Annotated in this window: 14 protein-coding genes; 8 read left to right on the top strand and 6 right to left on the bottom strand. The window is 74.0% G+C overall.

Annotated elements, in window-relative coordinates:
• Positions 1 to 839: 839 nt before the first annotated feature.
• Positions 840 to 1,058: a hypothetical protein gene (locus ACZ6AQ_RS24580; protein WP_468762312.1), complete on the bottom strand. Its 219-nt coding sequence runs from the start codon at positions 1,056 to 1,058 to the stop codon at positions 840 to 842.
• Positions 1,059 to 1,281: 223 nt separating this feature from the next.
• On the opposite strand from ACZ6AQ_RS24580, the gene arr reads away from it, so the two are divergent.
• The 3 genes from arr (at position 1,282) to ACZ6AQ_RS24565 (ending at position 4,695) form a co-directional block, all read left to right on the top strand.
• On the top strand, positions 1,282 to 1,692 hold the full coding sequence (arr, locus tag ACZ6AQ_RS24575) for an NAD(+)--rifampin ADP-ribosyltransferase (protein WP_468762310.1): 411 nt from the start codon (positions 1,282 to 1,284) through the stop codon (positions 1,690 to 1,692).
• A gap of 754 nt (positions 1,693 to 2,446) precedes the next feature.
• Positions 2,447 to 3,805: a hypothetical protein gene (locus ACZ6AQ_RS24570; protein WP_468762308.1), complete on the top strand. Its 1,359-nt coding sequence runs from the start codon at positions 2,447 to 2,449 to the stop codon at positions 3,803 to 3,805.
• Between the two features lie 356 nt (positions 3,806 to 4,161).
• Complete coding sequence (locus ACZ6AQ_RS24565; protein ID WP_468762339.1) at positions 4,162 to 4,695, top strand: EF-hand domain-containing protein; 534 nt, start codon at positions 4,162 to 4,164, stop codon at positions 4,693 to 4,695.
• A gap of 158 nt (positions 4,696 to 4,853) precedes the next feature.
• Here ACZ6AQ_RS24565 and ACZ6AQ_RS24560 read toward each other — a convergent pair whose 3' ends face one another.
• From ACZ6AQ_RS24560 to ACZ6AQ_RS24545, 4 genes are all read right to left on the bottom strand, one after another.
• Complete coding sequence (locus tag ACZ6AQ_RS24560; protein WP_468762306.1) at positions 4,854 to 5,759, bottom strand: class I SAM-dependent methyltransferase; 906 nt, start codon at positions 5,757 to 5,759, stop codon at positions 4,854 to 4,856.
• Positions 5,760 to 5,853: 94 nt separating this feature from the next.
• On the bottom strand, positions 5,854 to 6,966 hold the full coding sequence (locus ACZ6AQ_RS24555) for an NAD(P)-dependent alcohol dehydrogenase (RefSeq protein WP_468762304.1): 1,113 nt from the start codon (positions 6,964 to 6,966) through the stop codon (positions 5,854 to 5,856).
• A complete protein-coding gene (locus tag ACZ6AQ_RS24550; protein ID WP_468762302.1) occupies positions 6,963 to 8,369 on the bottom strand; it encodes an aldehyde dehydrogenase family protein in 1,407 nt (468 codons plus the stop codon). Before ACZ6AQ_RS24550 ends, ACZ6AQ_RS24555 begins: the two co-directional genes overlap by 4 nt.
• An 8-nt stretch (positions 8,370 to 8,377) precedes the next feature.
• Positions 8,378 to 9,133, bottom strand: a complete 756-nt coding sequence (locus tag ACZ6AQ_RS24545; RefSeq protein ID WP_468762300.1) for a (5-formylfuran-3-yl)methyl phosphate synthase — start codon at positions 9,131 to 9,133, stop codon at positions 8,378 to 8,380.
• Positions 9,134 to 9,503: 370 nt separating this feature from the next.
• On the opposite strand from ACZ6AQ_RS24545, the gene ACZ6AQ_RS24540 reads away from it, so the two are divergent.
• From ACZ6AQ_RS24540 to ACZ6AQ_RS24520, 5 genes are all read left to right on the top strand, one after another.
• On the top strand, positions 9,504 to 10,358 hold the full coding sequence (locus ACZ6AQ_RS24540) for a class II glutamine amidotransferase (protein WP_468762298.1): 855 nt from the start codon (positions 9,504 to 9,506) through the stop codon (positions 10,356 to 10,358).
• A complete protein-coding gene (locus ACZ6AQ_RS24535; RefSeq protein WP_468762296.1) occupies positions 10,355 to 13,033 on the top strand; it encodes a winged helix-turn-helix domain-containing protein in 2,679 nt (892 codons plus the stop codon). The genes ACZ6AQ_RS24540 and ACZ6AQ_RS24535 overlap by 4 nt, the downstream gene beginning before the upstream one ends.
• A gap of 103 nt (positions 13,034 to 13,136) precedes the next feature.
• Positions 13,137 to 14,768, top strand: coding sequence for an MFS transporter (locus ACZ6AQ_RS24530; protein ID WP_468762294.1), 1,632 nt, complete (start codon positions 13,137 to 13,139; stop codon positions 14,766 to 14,768).
• 18 nt (positions 14,769 to 14,786) lie between these two features.
• Positions 14,787 to 15,308 (top strand): hypothetical protein, encoded by a 522-nt coding sequence (locus ACZ6AQ_RS24525; RefSeq protein WP_468762293.1) that lies wholly within the window; start codon positions 14,787 to 14,789, stop codon positions 15,306 to 15,308.
• Positions 15,309 to 15,440: 132 nt separating this feature from the next.
• Positions 15,441 to 15,638 carry a hypothetical protein gene (locus ACZ6AQ_RS24520; RefSeq protein ID WP_468762291.1) on the top strand — a complete coding sequence of 66 codons (198 nt, stop codon included), beginning with the start codon at positions 15,441 to 15,443 and terminating at the stop codon, positions 15,636 to 15,638.
• Positions 15,639 to 15,683: 45 nt separating this feature from the next.
• Here ACZ6AQ_RS24520 and ACZ6AQ_RS24515 read toward each other — a convergent pair whose 3' ends face one another.
• On the bottom strand, positions 15,684 to 17,093 hold the full coding sequence (locus ACZ6AQ_RS24515) for a DUF2252 domain-containing protein (RefSeq protein ID WP_468762289.1): 1,410 nt from the start codon (positions 17,091 to 17,093) through the stop codon (positions 15,684 to 15,686).
• Positions 17,094 to 17,240 lie beyond the last annotated feature (147 nt).

Genomic DNA, 17,240 nt, shown 5'->3' with positions numbered 1-17,240 from the left:
ACGCCTGGCTGGCCACCTGGAGCCGCGCGGACGCCGCGGTCACCCTCCCGGTGGAACCCGTCGAACTCGCCGCCTCCCTCGCCGCCCTGCTGCGCCCGCCCGCCCCGGCGGGCGAGTAGCGGCAGGCCCCGGGCGCGGTGACCGCCGAACGGAATCCACGCCCCTGCGGAAGCGCGGGGGGCGTCCGGTCCGGCGGGCCGGAGGGGGCTCCCCGGCGGTGCGGGAGCGCTCCGGTCACGAATTCTCTACAGGTCTGTAGAAAGATAGAGTGCGGGCAGCGCGACGGAAGCGCTCCGCGAGGGCCTACGTGTGGAAAGCCCGGAAACGGTCGTGCGCCGACGCGTGAACGCCGGTACGCGGTGAGGCGAACGCCTCCCTCCGAAAGGAACGTCCATGAGTGATGCCCTGTACGCGGGTGACGAACTCGGTCCCGGCCGGTCCCTGCGGGGTGGCGCCTACGTCCTGACGCTGCAGGGCGACGGCAACCTGGTCCTCTCCGAGCCCGGCGGCGTCGTCTGGGCGACCGACACCCATGGGCGGGGGGTCGAGCGGGCGGTGCTCCAGTGCGACGGCAACTTCGTGCTCTACGCGGGCGGCGACGCCGTGTGGGCCACCGGCACCAGCGGCCGGGACGTCCACCGCCTGGTCGTGCAGACCGACCGCAACGTGGTGCTGTACGCGGCGGACGGCGGTCCCCTGTGGGCGTCGGACACCCACACCGACGCCCCGATCCTCGTCGAGGACCCGGTTCCGGCCCAGGTCGTCGCGGGACCGGACGGACGCCGGACCGCGCCGGCACCCCCGCGCGGCGCGGGGGTGCCGGGCGGAACGCGGCGGGACTACCCGGCGGCGGCGAGCGTGGCGAGCGCCTGCGCCCAGCGCGCGTACTTCAGCTCCGCGAGGTCGGAGACCGTCTCCACCCCGAACGCCTCCCGCAGCAGTTCGCCGTCCCGGTCGGAGACGCCCTTGAGCGCGGCGACCGGGGCCGCGAGGACCTCGGGCAGGCTCTTGTCCGCCCACGCCTTGTCCAGCACCTTGTCCAGGTCGATCGAAGCCATGACGTCCTCCCGAGAAAAAACGGATGAGCGCGGTGGGGGTCCACCCGCCGATACGCGAGCGCCCCACCTCGAAATTTCTACAGTACTGTAGAAGAATAAGGGTGGACGCCTCAACGGGGCTGCCCCGCAGGGGCCTTCGGGCGGAAAGTCCGAAAACGATCATGCGGTGTCGAGGGGCGTGCGGTCCGCGGCGCCGGCTTCGTCCTCTTGTTAGCCTGTGACGATGGACGAGGTGCTGGACGGGGGACCGTTCTTCCACGGAACGAAGGCCGACCTGCGCGTCGGGGATCACCTGACCGCCGGTTTCCGCTCGAACTACCGGCCCGAGGTCGTGATGAACCACATCTACTTCACCGCGCTGCGCGACGGCGCCGGACTGGCCGCCGAACTCGCCGCGGGCGACGGGGCCCCGCGCGTGTACGAGGTCGTACCGACCGGGGACTTCGAGAACGATCCGAACGTCACCGACAAGAAGTTCCCCGGCAACCCCACCCGTTCCTACCGCAGCAGGGCGCCGCTCCGGATCGTCGGCGAGGTCACCGACTGGACGCGGCAGACCCCCGAGGCCCTGCGGATGTGGCGGGACCGGCTGGCCGCGGTCCTCCGGGACGAACGCGCCGAGATCATCAACTGAGGGGCGGCGCGAAGCTCGCCGCCGAGGCCGCTTCGGGCCGCCGCGGGGCAGGCCGGGAACGACGCCGCCGGTGCCCGTACGGAGACGGCCGGGACGCCCTCCGCCGCCAACGGGCCGGGGACGGGGCCCTGTTCCGCGTACGGGACTTCGTCGGCCGACGGAGCGCGGCACCGGGGAGGGGCCGCTTGCCCTCCGGCGAGAAATAACCACTCTTTCGAGGTAATGCCCGGCAGATCACCAGATAGTACGTTGGGAATGGCTTCAGAGAAGCTGAACAGCTGAGCTTTTGATGTGCCTACGTCCGGGCGGACTTCCTCACCTCCCTTCTCCCTCTCCCCGCCCGTCGCTCGGCCGGCTTCCGGTCCACCGTGAGTTTCCGACAGGCCCCTTCCGGAGCGGTTCCCGTGCGCTCCGACCGCGCGCCGACACCTCACCCTCCCGTGCACCCCTGCCCCGAGCGGCACGGCGGCACGCCGTCACTGAGGCCACCCCCACCCCATCCCGTGCGAGGAGTTGACCCATGAGTGGATGCGGTTGCGCACAGTCCCCGATCGCCGTCGGCGGCCGACGGCCCACCGAGCCGGCCCACCTTCCCGCCCCCTGCCCCGACTCCAGGTGCCCCGACTCCAGGTGCCCCGACTCCGGGTGCGCCGGGTGCTCCGGCTCCCCCCGCCCCGGTTCCTCGTGCTGCGGTTCCGGGCGGTGCGAGCGCTGCGAGACGATTGCGCTGCGCGACTCCGCGCCGTACCGGGTCGTGGCGACCGCCGAGAGCATCGACCCGACGCCGTACTACACCCTCGCCAACACCCACGCCGCGCTGGACCCCGTGGTCGCCCAGACCATCCTGGACAGCGGCACCGGCACGTTCCCGGCCGACGACGGGACGCACAACGGACAGCACACCTGGCTCGCCGGCGTCGTCCGTGTCGACCCCGCGTCGCTGCGCGGCAAGCCCACCGAGGTCACGATCGGCGCCTCGGTGCACGTCCGCAACGACGGCGGCGGCGCGGCGTGCCGCCTCTACGGCCGCTTCGCCCTGTGGAACGGCGCGACCCCGGTCCGCACCGACCTCCTGGGACCGCCCGACCTGCCGGCGGGCGGCGAGGACGACGGCGTCATCCCGCCGACCACCGTGCCCCTCGCCGACGTCCTCGCCGGAAAGGTCGTCGTCGAACTCAACCTGGAGACCGGCAACGACGACGCCTGCCGGGTCGGCCCCAAGCAGTGGACGGTCGACAGCTTCGTCCTCACGGTGCGGGCGGCGACCCCGGGCTGCGGCAGGCCGTTCCTGCGTACGACGTGCCGCACCTGCGACGGAGCGGTCACCTGCACCACCGACACCCTCGACGGCTCGACCCCCTACGCCCCCGTCCCGCCGGTCGTCCCGGTCGCCTCCTGCCAGGACGGATGCGCCCCCGCCCGTCCGCCGTGCCTGTCCACCGACCGGGGCAACGCCCTCGTCCGGGGCAGCGACGGATGCCTGTACGCGCCCGACACGCCCGCCCTGGACCCGTCCCCGTGCAACGCCGCCCGGAACACGACCGGCGGACTGCTCGTCCCCCGGATCGACGTGACGGGCATCGCGCCCGGCGGCAACACCGGCACCGAACGGTCGGTGGACATCGACGTCACCGGGGTGCGCGGCTGTCCCGAGCGGTGGCGGATCGGCGCCCGTCTCACACCGGTGAGCGGCTTCCTCAACACCGAGCAGCAGCACGCCAACCTCCTGGCCAGGGCCGGTACCGACGTACCGATCCCGAAGTCCGACGTCGTCCTCCCGGAGGCCGGGGTGTACCACATCGACAGCGACGTGCGGTACGCGCTCGGTTCCGCCACCGGCGGCAGCGGCTACATCATCGGCTGGCTGCGGGACGAGACCACGGACACCCTCCTGACGAGCTTCACCCAGATCGCGGCGATCAACGCGGACCGCCAGGAGCACCAGGGCGGAACCACGCACCTCATGACCGAGTACGCGGTCGCCTCCGGCCCCCGTACGGTCCGCCTGCACCTGATGTTCGTCCTCACCGGCGGCAAGATCACCACCGCCGAGGCCGGGGGCACCGACAGCAACGGGGCGACCCGGATGCGGTTCCTCAAGATCAGGGATTAGACCGCGCCCCGCGCGGGAGTCGCCACCGGCGGGGTCGGATGAGCTGACGAACGGGACCGGTGAAGCGGTCCGGCCGCGACAAGGGAGGTGTCCGACGTGTCGCGTACGCGCATGTAACTTTCCTTCTGTCACCAGAAGCGAAGATCGGGAGCCTGCGGCTCGTCGAGGCGGTTTCATGGGGCATGGCCGCCGCACGTGCCGGGTCGGGAAGAGCGGTCAAGGCCGCCGGTATCGAGGCCGTTCGGTCGCGTCAGCGCGGCCGACGGCAGGATTCCGTGCGTCCCGGCACGGTCGAGCGGCGGCTCCCATTGACCCAGGCCCGACATGCGTCGGGCCGCAGGAGACAGGTGATGGAAATGCGAGACGAGGCCGCCAAGCGGGTCGAGCTGGTCTTCTCCCTCTTCGACGCCAACGGCAACGGAGTCGTCGAATCCGACGACTTCGACCTGATGACGGGCCGTGTCCTGGAGGCGGCGGCCGCTTCGGACGACGGTGCCAAGGCCGCTGTCCGGGCCGCGTTCCGCCGCTACTGGACGACGCTGGCCGCCGAACTGGACGCCAACGGCGACGGTGTGATCACCGTGGACGAGTTCCGCCCGTTCGTACTCGACCCCGAGCGTTTCGGTCCCACGATCGCCGAGTTCGCCGAGGCCCTGTCCGCGCTCGGAGACCCCGACGGAGACGGCCTGATCGAGCGCCCCCTCTTCGTCTCGCTGATGAGGGCGATCGGCTTCGAGGAGGCGAACATCCACGCCCTCTTCGACGCCTTCGGTCCGGACGACAAGGACCGCATCGCCGTGGACACGTGGGCCGTCGGCATCAAGGACTACTACGCACCGGACCTGGCCGGGATCCCGGGCGACCGTCTGGTGGACGCCCGGGCCGTCTGACGCGGCCCGTCAGCGGCTCTCCCGGTCCACGGGCGGCACCCCCCGCCACGACGTCACCGGACCGCCGCTTCCACCGGGACGCGTCCCACCGACCGGGGCCCGCGAGCGGGGCCCCGGTCCCGGGCCCCGTGCGGACGCCGCCGTGAGCGTCGCGGGCGTCATGGCGAGGGCTTGTGCGCGAACACCCACCGGTTCCCCTCCAGCGCGTCGTTGGGCTCGGGGAGGGGGCCGCGTCCGTACCGGCGGGTGAATTCGAAGGGCGTGTGCAGGGAGGCGGACCAGCCCCTGGCCGTCAGGTCGCCCCTGGAGTCGGGGCGCGGCCCCGTGTGGAAGAGGCGGAGCAGGTCGATGCCGATCTGTTCCCGCGTCGCCGTGTAGATCGGACTGTCGCGGTACGCGTGGAGATCCTTCTCCAGCTTGGCCTCGAAGGCCAGAGCACTGCCTCCGGTCGTCAGTCCGTCCACCGTGTCGACGAGGTGCGTCTCGACGGGGCCCGGCAGGTAGAAGAGGAGTCCCTCGGCCAGCCAGACGCTCGGTGCGGCCGGGTCGAAGCCGGCGGCGGTCAGCGCGCTGCCCCAGTCCCCGCGCAGGTCCACCGGTACGGGGACCCGCCTCGCCTTCGGGGCGGCCGGCAGGTCCGTGAGCACCCGCTGCTTGAAGGCCAGCACGCCCGCCCTGTCGAGCTCGAAGACGACGCAGCCGGGCGGCAGGTCCAGCCGGAAGGCGCGGGTGTCCAGTCCCGCTCCCAGCAGGACCACTTGGCGGGCGCCCGTACCGGCCGACCGGAGGACGAAGTCGTCGAGCGCCCTCGTCCGCAGGCCGAAGTAGCGGGCGAACCGCCCCCACAGCGGGTTGTCGTCCCCGCCCGGAGCCTGCTCGGCGCGCACCGGCCAGTCCGCGCAGGCGGGGGCCGCGCGGACGAAGTGTTCCGCGTAGGGGTCCTGGGCCAGGCTGTCGTGGCGGTGGGTCTCGATGGCCCGTGCCGCGGCGACCAGCAGGGCGGTCAGGCCCACGCCTCCGTCCACGCCTTCCGCGTCCGTGTGCAGGGGTGCCGGGCCTGTCATGTTTCCTCCGTCGTCGGCGGGAGTGGGGGTGCGAGATGCTCACTCGCCGGGTGGGGCGGGTCCTCGGCGCCGCGTGCCCCGCCCATCGGCTTGCTCATCGGCTTGCTCTCTCCGGGAGCAGGACGGGTTTGACCACGCGGCCCGTTTCGCAGTCGTGTTCGGCCTCGTTGACGCCGGCCAGCGGGTAGGTCCGGATCAGCTGGTCGAAAGGGAAGCGCCCGGCCTGCCACAGTCCGATCAGCCGGGGTATCAGCACGCCGGGTACGGCGTCCCCTTCACAGATGTGGCGAATGCTCCGGCCGCGGTCGAGCGTGCCCGGTTCGAGCGCCAGGGGGGCGTGGAGGCGTGCCACCAGACCGAGGCTGCCGGTGGGGCGCAGGGCCCGGAGCGCCTCGTTGACGAGCGGGGGCGAGGCCGTGGTGTCCAGCGCGTACTGGGCGCCGCCGCCGGTCAGTCGCCGGATCCGCCCGGCCAGGCCGGGCGAGGCGGCGGGCAGGGGGGTCGCGCCGAACCGCTCGGCCGAGGCGAGCCTCCCGGGATGCCGGTCGACGGCCACGGTCCGTACGCCCGCGGCGGTGGCCGCCATCACCGCGGACAGGCCCACCGCTCCCGCGCCGAGGACCACGAGGGTGTCGCCGGGACCCGCGCCGAAGGTGTTCAGCACGGCGCCGGCGCCGGTGAGGAAACCGCAGCCGAGGGGCCCGAGCAGTTCGAGCGGCAGCGCGGGGTCGACCCGTACCGCGTTGCGGGCCGGAACGAGGGCGTACTCGGCGAACGAGGACTGCCCGAACCACCGGGACGCCAGTGCCGCGCCGGTCGCGTCGGTGAGCCGCGGCGGTTCCTCCCCGCGCCCCCCGAAGAGGTTGAGGGAGGCGAAGGAGTCGCAGTGGGCGGGGGCCGCGCCGAGGCAGTTGCGGCAGTGCCCGCAGGAGTCGAAGCTCAGCACGACGTGGTCACCGACGCCGATCGCGGCGTCCGGACCGTCCCCCGTCCGCACCACGACCCCGGCGCCCTCGTGGCCGAGGACGGCCGGCACGGGGCTCCGGCCGGCGGACCGCCGGACCGCGAGATCGGTCCGGCACATCCCGGTGCCCGCGATCTCGACCAGGATCTCGCCGGCGGCGGGTTCCGTCCGCAGCACCACCTCCTCGACCGTGAACGGGCTCTCGTAGGAGCGCAGGACGGCTGCCCGGAACCTCGTCGTCACGCCTCCTCCCGCGGGCGGTGGACCACGAACGGCCGGAGGTTGCCGTACAGCCCCCACGGCCCGCCCGCGACGCCGACACCGCTGTCCTTGGTGCCGGCGAAGGGCTGGGCGAGGGACAGTTCGGCGTGGTGGTTGATCCAGGCCGTGCCGCATTCGAGCCGGTCGGCCACCGCCCCGGCCCGGTCGAGATCGGTGCCCCAGACGGAGCCGCCCAGTCCGAAGCCGGTGCCGTTGGCCGCCTCGACGGCTTCGTCGAGGCTCCGGTAGGGCAGTACCGGCAGGACCGGGCCGAACTGTTCCCCGGTCACCACCGGGCTGCCGGGCGGGACATCGGTGAGAACGGTGGGCGCGAAGAAGTAACCCGGCCGGTCCGGCCGCCGGCCACCGGCCGCCGCCCGTGCGCCGTCCGCCAGGGCCCGCTGCGTGACCCGCTCGACCCGGGCGAGCTGGGGGGCGTTGTTGACCGGGCCCAGCCGGGTGTCCGGGTCGAGGCCGGCCCCGACGGCGACGGTCCTCGCGCGCTGGGCGAGGGCTTCGACGACCTCGGCGTGGAGCCGGGCCGGGGCGTAGACGCGTTTGACCGCCATGCAGACCTGCCCGCAGTTGCGGAAAGCGGCCCAGAACAGCCGGTCCGCGATCCGGTCCACCTCCACGTCGTCCAGCAGGACGGCGGCGTCGTTGCCCCCCAGTTCCAGGGTCACCCGGGCGAGCGAGGCCGCGGCCGCTCCGGCGACGGCCCGCCCGGTGGGCACCGAGCCGGTGAAGGTGACGTGACGGATGCCCGGGTGGGCGGCGAGGCGGGCGCCGAGGGGTTCGCGGCCGGTGACGACGGTCAGGACGTCCTCGGGCAGGACGGCGGCGAGGACGGAGCCGAGCAGGCGGGTGGCCAGGGGGGTGAAGGGAGACGGTTTGAGGACCACGGTGTTGCCCGCCGCGAGCGCGGGCGCGAACTTCGCCGCCGCGAGCTGGAGGGGAAAGTTCCACGGCACGATCGCGGCGACGGGCCCGAGCGACCGCCAGCGGATCTCGCTGTCCACGGGCCGGCCGTCGGCGATCCGCCGGGTCGTGGGGGCCAGGTCCGCGAAGTAGCGCAGGCGGGCCGCCGTACGGGCGACCTCCGCGTGCGCCTCGGCCAGCGGCTTGCCCTGTTCCCGCGTGAGCAACCGGGCGAGGTCGTCGCCGGCCGTCTCCACCGCGTCGGCCGCCCCGCGCAGCGCGGTGGTGCGTGCGACGGGGTCGGCCCGCCAGCCGTGCCAGGCCCGGCGGGCCCGGTCGACCACGGCGTCCAGCTCGTCCGGCCGCTGATCGGGAGCCTCGTCGAACGCTTCCCCGGTGGCCGGGTCGACGACGGCGAGACGCGCGGCCCCGTGCCCGGGGGAACGACCCGCCTCGGAGGTCTGCATGACGGCGGTCAGCGCGCGGCGGGGGCGTCGGCGGCGTGCTCCCGGGCGTGCCGGTCCAGCTCCGCCCGGAAGGCGGCCACCAGATGCGGCCGGATCCTTCCGGCATTGCGGTCACCGCCCTCGCAGACCGCGCCCCGCACGCCCACGATGTCCGTACCGATGCGGGTCAGCGGACCGAGGTCGGCCCGCGTGACGCTGCCCGCGAGGGCCGCGAGCCGGCCGGACGCGTGGGTCAGCCGGACGAACTCGGCGCAGACCTCCGGCGCGAGGTGGTCGAACAACCGCGTCCCGTCCTTGACGGCGGTGTCGAGCATGGCCGCGTCGGCGCCGGAACGGGCGGCGATGTCGGGCACGGCGAGCGGATTGACGCAGCCGATCCGGTGGGCGTCGGCATAGCCCGAGGCGACGACGAGCGCGTCCGGACGGTGGTCCTTCACCGCCCGGACGACCGCGCGCATGACCTCGACGCCCTGATCGGGCGTCGTGCACCCGAAGAGGCCGACCTTGATGTACGTGGCTCCCGAGACGGCCGCGCCGAGCGCGGCCAGGGCCACCGTGCCGGGCTTGTACGGGACGTCCCCCACGGTCGCGGACACGGGCTTGTCCGCCGGGACCGCGTCGCGGACCTCCCTGATGACCCAGGGGAAGTTGGCGCCGAGAGAACCCTCGTCGGGCTTCTTGACGTCGACGATGTCGAGATGCTCCGCCGCCTTCGCGCAGTCGAGAGCCTCCTCGACACCGTTCGGGGAGATGAGAAGCAGCACCCTGACCTCCTTCGCCGCCGGTTCGCCCGGCCGAGGGACAGGGGCCCACGGTTGACCCGGCTCATGCGCGGCGCGCCCATCATTTCCGTCACCCTCGGGAAGGGGAAGGGCGCGCGCAGTATCCGAAGGGGCGCTCGTGCCCGCCACGGAGTGCGCCGTGCGTACCCGGGCGAATCCCCCAGGGGGGAACGATTCGGCTGCCGGTCCTGTCCGGGACGGGAGCCCGCCGGCACCCTCCGCCCGCATGCCCCGACGGCCGCCCGAGGCGATACTGGTAACAGCCTGGGAGGACGCTCCCCACGTGCTGCGGCCCGAGGGAAATCCCGCGTCCGACCACCGCGGTGGTGCTGTCGCCGGAAGGGACGTCACGATGTGCCGCTGGATCGCCTACTCGGGTACGCCCGTCCTCCTCGGCCAGGTGCTGCTCCAGCCGAAACACTCGCTGATCGACCAGAGCCTGCACTCCCGCATGGGCGTGGAGACGACCAACGGCGACGGCTTCGGCATCGGCTGGTACCACCGGGAAACGGCCGAGTCGGCGGTCCTGCGGGACACCGGCCCGGCCTGGAACAACCGCAACCTGCGGGAGATCGCCCGCCACACCCGTTCGGGGCTGTTCTTCGGTCACATCAGGGCCTCGACCGGAACGGCCGTGCAGCAGAGCAACTGCCACCCCTTCCGGAGCGGTCGCTGGATGTGGATGCACAACGGGTCGATCAGCGAGTTCCACCGGCTTCGGCGCGATCTGGCCCTGGCCGTCGATCCGTCGCTGTACGCCGACATCGAGGGGTCCACGGACTCCGAGGTCATGTTCTTCCTCGCCCTCACCTTCGGTCTGACGGAAGACCCGCCCGCCGCCGTGGCGCGCATGGCGGGCCTGATCGAGACGACGGCGGACGCGCGCGGTGTCCCGCTCCCGCTGCAGATGACCGTCGCGGTGACCGACGGCGAACGCGTGTGGACCTTCCGTTACTCCAGCGAGGGCCGCTCGCGTTCGCTGTACGTCAGCGCCGAGGTGGACGCCCTGCGCGCGCTCCACCCCGACGTGTCGTTCCTGCGCGAGGTGTCCGACGAGACCCGCCTCGTCGTGTCGGAGCCACTGGGCGATCTGCCGGGCGCGTGGAACGAGGTACCGGAGAACAGCTACGGCGTCGTCCAGCCGGGCGAGAGCGCGCTCCACGACTTCCGGCCCGAGTACGCCGGCCTCCCCCCGTCGGGTCGGTGAGTACCGCGCCCCCGCCCGACGGCGGGATCCGGGAACCGGCCGGTGAGCGGGCCGACCCGCTGGGGTACCCGTTCCTGCGCACCCGGTTCGTCCCTCCCTCGCGGCCGGTCACGTTCCTGCGGCGGCAACGGCTCGTCGAGCATCTGGACCAGGCCCTGCGGACCCCGCTGACGCTGGTCAACGGCTCGGCCGGGGCCGGCAAGACCCTGCTGACGGCCGACTGGGCCGCCGGTCTGCGGCAGCCGGTGTCCTGGCTCACCGTGGAGGCCGGCGACCACCGGCCGGGGGTCTTCTGGGCCTACGTCTTCGAGTCCCTGCGCGCCCGCGGGGTGCGGTCGGCCGCCGCCGGCGCCCCCGCGGACCCCGGGGGAGTGGAGCGCGGGCCGCTGGCCGCGCTCGCCGCCGAGCTGAACGCCCGTGACCGCCCCGTGGTCCTCGTGCTCGACGAGTACGACCGGATGACCGCCCCCGAGGTCGCGCGACAGCTGGAGTTCGTCCTGCACCACGCCGGAGGGGGGTTGCGTCTCGTCCTCGTCACCCGTACCGAGCCGCTCCTTCCGCTGCACCGGTACCGGGCCGCAGGCGAGCTGACGGAGATCCGCGGCGCCGAACTGTCCTTCACCCCCGGGGAGGCCGACGCGCTGCTGGAGCTGCACGGCCTGCGTCTTCCCGCGTCCGCCGCGTCCGCGCTGGTGGAGCGCACCCGGGGCTGGGCGGCCGGATTGCGCCTGTCCGCCCTGGCGGCCCGGGAGAGTCCCGATCCCGAGCTGTACCTGAAGGAGTTCGAGGCGGGCCACAGCACGGTCGCCGACTTCCTGTTGGGCGAGGTCCTCAGGGGCAGGACGGAGGAGACGCAGGACCTCCTGCTGCGCGTCAGCGTCCTGGACCGCTTCTGTCCCGAACTGGCCGACGCCCTGACCCTGCGGAGCGACGCCGAGCCCCTCCTCGCCGGGCTGCACCGGGAGAACGCGTTCATCGAACGGCTGGGGCACTCCTGGTACCGGCTGCACCCGCTCTTCCGGGAGATGCTCCGGGTCCACCTGCGCGAACGCCTGCCCGGCGAGGAGCCGGAACTGCACCGGCGGGCCGCGCGGTGGCTGCGCCGTTCCGGCTTCCCCGCGGAGACGCTCGCCCACGGCGCCGCCGGCGGTGACTGGGACCTCGCGGCCGGCGTCCTCGTCGACGACCTCGCCATCGGCCAGCTCTTCACGGGCCTGCGCTCCGACGACCTGGGGCAGCTCTTCGCCCGCATGGGACCCGAGGCCCGGAGCCCGGCGAGCGACCTCGTGCGCGCGGCCCGCTCCCTGGCCCGGCACGACCTCGACCACGGCCCGGCCCAGCTGCGGCGGGCGAAGGAGGGATTGCCCGAGGACGCTCCCGGCCTGGCACCGGCCCGGCTGAGCTGCGCCCTGCTGGAAGCACTCACCGCCCGGCTCACCGGATGCCCGCCCCGGGCCGAGGAGGCCGCTGCGGCCGCCGAGCAGCTGCTGCGGGAGCTGCCGGCCCCCCTGCTCGGCCGGCACCCCGAACTGACCGCCCTCCTCATGACGCACCTGGGGTCGGCGCGTCTGTGGGACGGGCGGTTCGAGGACGCGCGGGCCGCCCTGACCAGGGCGGCCAACGCTCCGGTCGAAGCCGCCACCGTGCTGCCGCGGGCGGAGTCGATGGGGCACCTGGCCCTGCTCGACTACCTGAACGGCTGGCTCGGCCGGGCGGAACGCAAGGCCCTGGCCTCGGTGTCGGAAGGAGAGCGGGCAGGGCTGCCCCGGCCCCCGGGCGCGGGCATCGCCCGGCTGGTCCTGGCCGCGGTGGCCGTGGACCGCCACGAACCGGCCCGGGCCCGCGCCCTGCTCGACGTGACGGCCCGGCCCCCGGCGGGGGAACGCGATCCGGTGCCGGCGGCGGGACGGGCCCTCGTCATGTCGCGGCTGCTGCTCGACGGCGGCGAGGCGGACGCCGCCGTGGAGGCGGCGGAGCAGACCGCCCCCGGCGCCGCGGCCTCGCCCTGGGCGCGGAGCCACGCGGCCCTCGCCCGCTCCGCCGCGCACCTGGCCGGGGACCGGCCGGACGAGGCGTCCCGGACGCTCCACGAGGTCTCCGGCGACCAGCCGGTGTGCGCCGTCGAGGCAGCGGCCCTCCAGATCGCGGCGGGACACCTCCGGGAAGCCGTCGACCTGCTCGGCGCCGTCCCCGCCACGGGACGCGCCGGGCCCGCGGTGAGCGTGGGGGCGGCGCTGGTGAAGGCGCGGGCCGCCGCGGAGGCGGGCGACGGACCGACCGCCCGCCGGCTCGTCGCCCGGGCACTGATGGACGCGCGGCGCGAGCGGCTGCGGCGCCCCTTCCTCCGGGCGGGGGACTGGCTCCGGCCGCTGCTGGCCACTGACCCGCTGCGCGAACTGGCGGAGGGCTGGCTGGTGCCCGCCCCGCCCCGGCGACCCGGGGAACGGCCCCGGCCCGAGCCCGATCCGGCCCCCCTGGTGGCGGTGGAGCTGAGCGGACGCGAGCGCGACGTACTGCGACGGCTGGCCCGCATGATGTCCGCGGAGGAGATCGCCGCCGACCTCTACGTGTCGGTCAACACGGTGAAGACCCACCTCAAGAGCGCCTACCGGAAGCTGGCGGTGAACCGGCGCGGCGACGCGGTACGCCGGGCACGCGACCTCGGGCTCCTGTGACCTCCCCCGCGAGGGGTGAGGCACGCGGCGCCACCGGCGGGGTGCGATGGGGAGGGACGTGCCGCGGCGCACGGCCCGAACCGATGAGGTGAGGTGGGACGACGTGAAGCACTGGCGGGCCCTGGCGGTCCTCGGCACGGCCCAGTTCCTGATGGTCCTGGACACCTCCGTCATGAACGTGTCGATCAGCCGGCTGGTCGAGGACTTCGACACCGAAGTCACCGCCATCCAGGCGGTCATCACCCTGTACGCGCTGGTCATGGCGGCGTTCATGCTCATCGGCGGCAGGCTCGGGGACATCCTGGGACGGCGCCGCGTGTTCCTCACGGGGCTGGCCGTGTACGGCGTGGGGTCGGCCCTGACCGCCCTGGCGCCCACGCTGTGGGTCCTCACGCTGGGCTGGTCCGTCGTCGAGGGCCTCGGCGCCGCCATGGTGCTGCCGGCGATGGCCGCCCTGGTCGCCCAGTCGTACCGCGGACGGGACCGCGCCGTCGCGTACGCCGTCATCGGCGGCCTCGCCGGGGCGGGGATCGCGGTCGGTCCGCTGCTGGGCGGCTGGATGACGACGTACCTCACGTGGCGGCTGGTCTTCGCCGGCGAGGTACTGGTCGTCGTGGTCGTGCTGCTGTGCCGGAAAGCGATCGCCGCGTCCCCGCGGGCCGGACCGCGGCCCCGGCTGGACGGGGTGGGCGCGGCGCTCTCCGCCGCCGGGCTGGGTCTGGGCGTGCTCGGGGTGCTGCAGAGCAGCAGCTGGGGCTGGGTGGAGCCGCGCAACCCCCCCTTCACCGTCCTCGGTTTCTCCCCCACCCTGTTCGTCGTCGGCGCCGGGCTCGCCGTGCTGGCCGCCTTCCGGCTCTGGGAGCGGCGGCGGGAGAGCCGGGGCACCGACCCCCTGGTGCATCTGGCCCTCCTGGGCAGGCCCGCGCTGCGGGCCGGTCTGACGACTCTGCTGAGCCAGAACTTGATCCTCCTCGGTCTGTTCTTCGCCATCCCGCTGTACCTGCAGGTGGTGCAGGGCTTCGACGCCTTCCAGACGGGGCTGCGTCTGCTGCCGGTGTCCGCCACGATGCTGGTGACCTCCTTGTGCGGGTCCTCGCTGGGGCGGAAGGCAGGGCCGCGCCGGGTGGTGCGGCTGGCCCTGGCGATCCTGGTGGCGGCCGTCGTGTGGCTGCTGGCCACCATCGACCCGCTCATCGACGACGCCCAGTTCGCCGGGGCGATGGCCCTGCTGGGCGTGGGCGTCGGCCTCCTCGCCTCGCAGCTCGGCAACATCGTCCAGTCCGGCGTCGGCGAGGAGGAGCGCAGCGAGGCCGGAGGACTTCAGTTCACGGCCCAGAACCTGGGCTCGGCGCTGGGCACCGCGCTCATCGGGTCGATCCTGGTCGGTACGCTGGCCCACGCCTTCACCACCCGGGTCGCGGACGACCCGCGGCTCTCCCCGGCGGCCCGCGAGCAGGTCGGGGTCCGGCTGGAGGCCGGGATCACCTTCGTCTCCACCGAGCAAGTGCGCTCGGCGGCGGAACGGGCCGGGCTGCCACCGTCCGAGGTCGACGCCGTCGCCGACTCCTACGCCTCCGCCCAGCTGGGCGGACTGAGGGCGGCGATCCTCGCGGCGGGCGGCGTCGCGCTGGCGAGCTTCCTGGTCACCTCGCGCCTGCCGCCGGCCCGGGCGGACCGCCCGCCCGCGCCCGCCCCCGGTCCCGGTCCGACCGGACCGCCCGGCCCGGGGGGCTGAGCACGGGAGGAGACGCCGGTGTCCAGAGACACGAGCGGGACCGGCCCGGCCGACGGCCGACGGGAGCGCCGCGCCCACGCGGACTACACCGGCGGGGTCTACGGCTCCATGCTCGCCGCCTCCGTCGTCATCGGCGCCGGCTCCCTGGGATCGTTCCCCCGCGTCGAACTGGTGCTGCTGCTGTTGCTCACCAGCCTGGTGTTCTGGATCGCCCACGTCCACGCCGAGCTGTTCGGCGCACGCCTCGCCCGGCACGCCCCGGACCGCCGGGTGATCCTGCGCGTGTGCCGTGACGAGTGGCCCGTCGTCAAGGCGTCCGTACCGCCCGCCGCGGCCGTCGCCGTCAGCCCCCTGCTGGGACTCGACGCGCAGGGCGCCCTGTGGCTGGCGCTGTCCGTCGCCGTCGCCGGGCAGGTGGGCTGGTCCGTCGCCGCGGCGCGCCGGGCCGGTGCCTCACGGCGGCTGACGGCCGTCACGGCGTCGGTCAACCTCCTGCTCGGCCTGGTGATCGTGGTCGTCAAGCTCGCGCTGACGCACTGAGCCCGGCGGCCCGGGTCACCTGTACCGGGTGAGGCCCCCGCGGCGTGGCGGAGCGGACGATCGTCACAGAGAGCACCGTCCGCGCCGGCCCCCCGGGCGGCGCCCCGAGTCCGTCCGGTGGAGGGACCGTCCGTGCGCTACGAGATCCGAGTCGAGGGACACCTGTCGGAGACGCTGGCCAAGGCGTTCCCGGAGCTGGAGCACGTGGTGATGTCCGGCCAGACGGTGCTGTTCGGCACGGTGGTCGACGAGGCCCACCTGTACGGGCTGATCACGCGCTGCCAGTCACTGGGCCTGCGCGTCATGGAGATGCGGCAGCTCCCGGAGTGACGCCGGCACCCGGACGGCCCCCCGGCCGTCCCCTTCATGCCGGTCTCACGGCTGTACGGCCGTGATCCGGCCGGAGCGGTGGGCCGCCCGCAGGGCTTGGTGGTCGCGCTGGTTCTGGTCGGCGTAGGACTGGGCGAACTCGGTGAGCGCGCGGTCGAAACGGTCGCCGCCTCCCAGGTAGGCGGCGAGCGCGACGGGGTCTCCCGAGCGGGCGTGGGCCCGCGCCAGGCAGGCCCCGCACAGCCGGCCGAAGAGGGAGAGCAGATCCGGTCCCATGGTTTCCGGCCGCGCGATGCCCTTCCAGTCCCACAGCTGGCGCACGTAGAAGTCCCGGCCCCGTCCGTCGAGGCCGGTGACGTGGGTCCAGCCGAGGAAGATGTCGCTGGTGGTCTGGATCAGGCGTTGGCCGGTCACCACGCGGCGCCCCTGGTTGTCGTGGCGTTCCCCGCCCGTGTGGGCGGCCAGCACCGACTCCGAGGCTTCCTTGGCCTGGAGCAGCAGGGGATCGTCGTCGTCCCTGCCGAGCAGGAGCAGCACCCAGCAGCGCGTGCCGACGCTGCCGACGCCCACCACCTTGCGGGCCATGTCCACCAGCCGGTAGTGGCGCAGCAGGTGCCGCCGTTCGGGCGGGAGGGTCCGCGCGTAGCCGTTCATGACGGACCGCAGTTCCTCCTCCCGGCCGGCCCCTGCCGGGTCGGCCGTCAGATCCCCGAGGGGGGTGATCAGCGGTGGGTCCGGGGCGATGCGCCGGCCCTCGGCGGTGACGCGGGTGAGCTTGGCGAACGCCCTCACGTGGGTCCGGGTGCGGGCTCTCGCGGCGGCGTCGCGAAGGCGGTGCTCCGCCTCCCCCTCCGCCTCCGTCGCCAGCAGCCGCCGCACGTGGTCGGCGTCGTCCTGGGCGTACCAGATGTCGAGGGTGGGCATGCCGGCGAACTCGCGCATCCGCTGCCGGTAGGCCCGTACGCAGGCCCTTACGGTGTTGTCCTGCGCCTCGGGCGAGAAGCCGTTCGCCCGGGCCGCGATCACGAATCCGGCGGCCAGACGCTTGACGTCCCACTCGAACGGCCCGGGCAGCGTCTCGTCGAAGTCGTTGATGTCGAAGACGAGGCGGCGTTCCGGTGAGGCCAGGAGCCGGAAGTTCAGCGGGTGGGCGTCCCCGCACAGTTGCACCCGCAGCCCGCTGTGGGGGAGGGACGCCAGGTCGGCCGCCATGATCGCCGCGGCACCCCGGTAGAAGCGGAACGGCGACTCCAGCATGCGGCCGTAGCGGACCGGCACCAGTTCCGGAACGCGCTTGGCCGACTGCCGCTCGAGCACGTCGACCGGGTCGAAGCGTTCCCGGCCCGGCTCGTACCGTCCGTGCTCCGCGCGCGGGACCCGTTTGCGGGCCTTCCTGCCGTAGGCGTTCCGCTCGGCCGGTGTCAGGGAGGGGGTGAAGGCGCCCGGTACGGTCATGGTCCGGCCTCCGGTTCCGTGGGGTCGACGGTGATCGGCGCGGCACGCGGGGCGGCGGCGACCGCGCCGGTCCGGCGGGACCGCGGTCCGCCACGGGCGGCGGGCCCGGACGGGGCCGGGTTCCCGCCGCCCGGATGCGCATCGCTT

The organism is Streptomyces sp. NPDC041191 (assembly GCF_055591945.1).
Note: the sequence above shows the minus strand (reverse complement) of the source record. Positions and strands in the feature narration are given on the sequence as shown.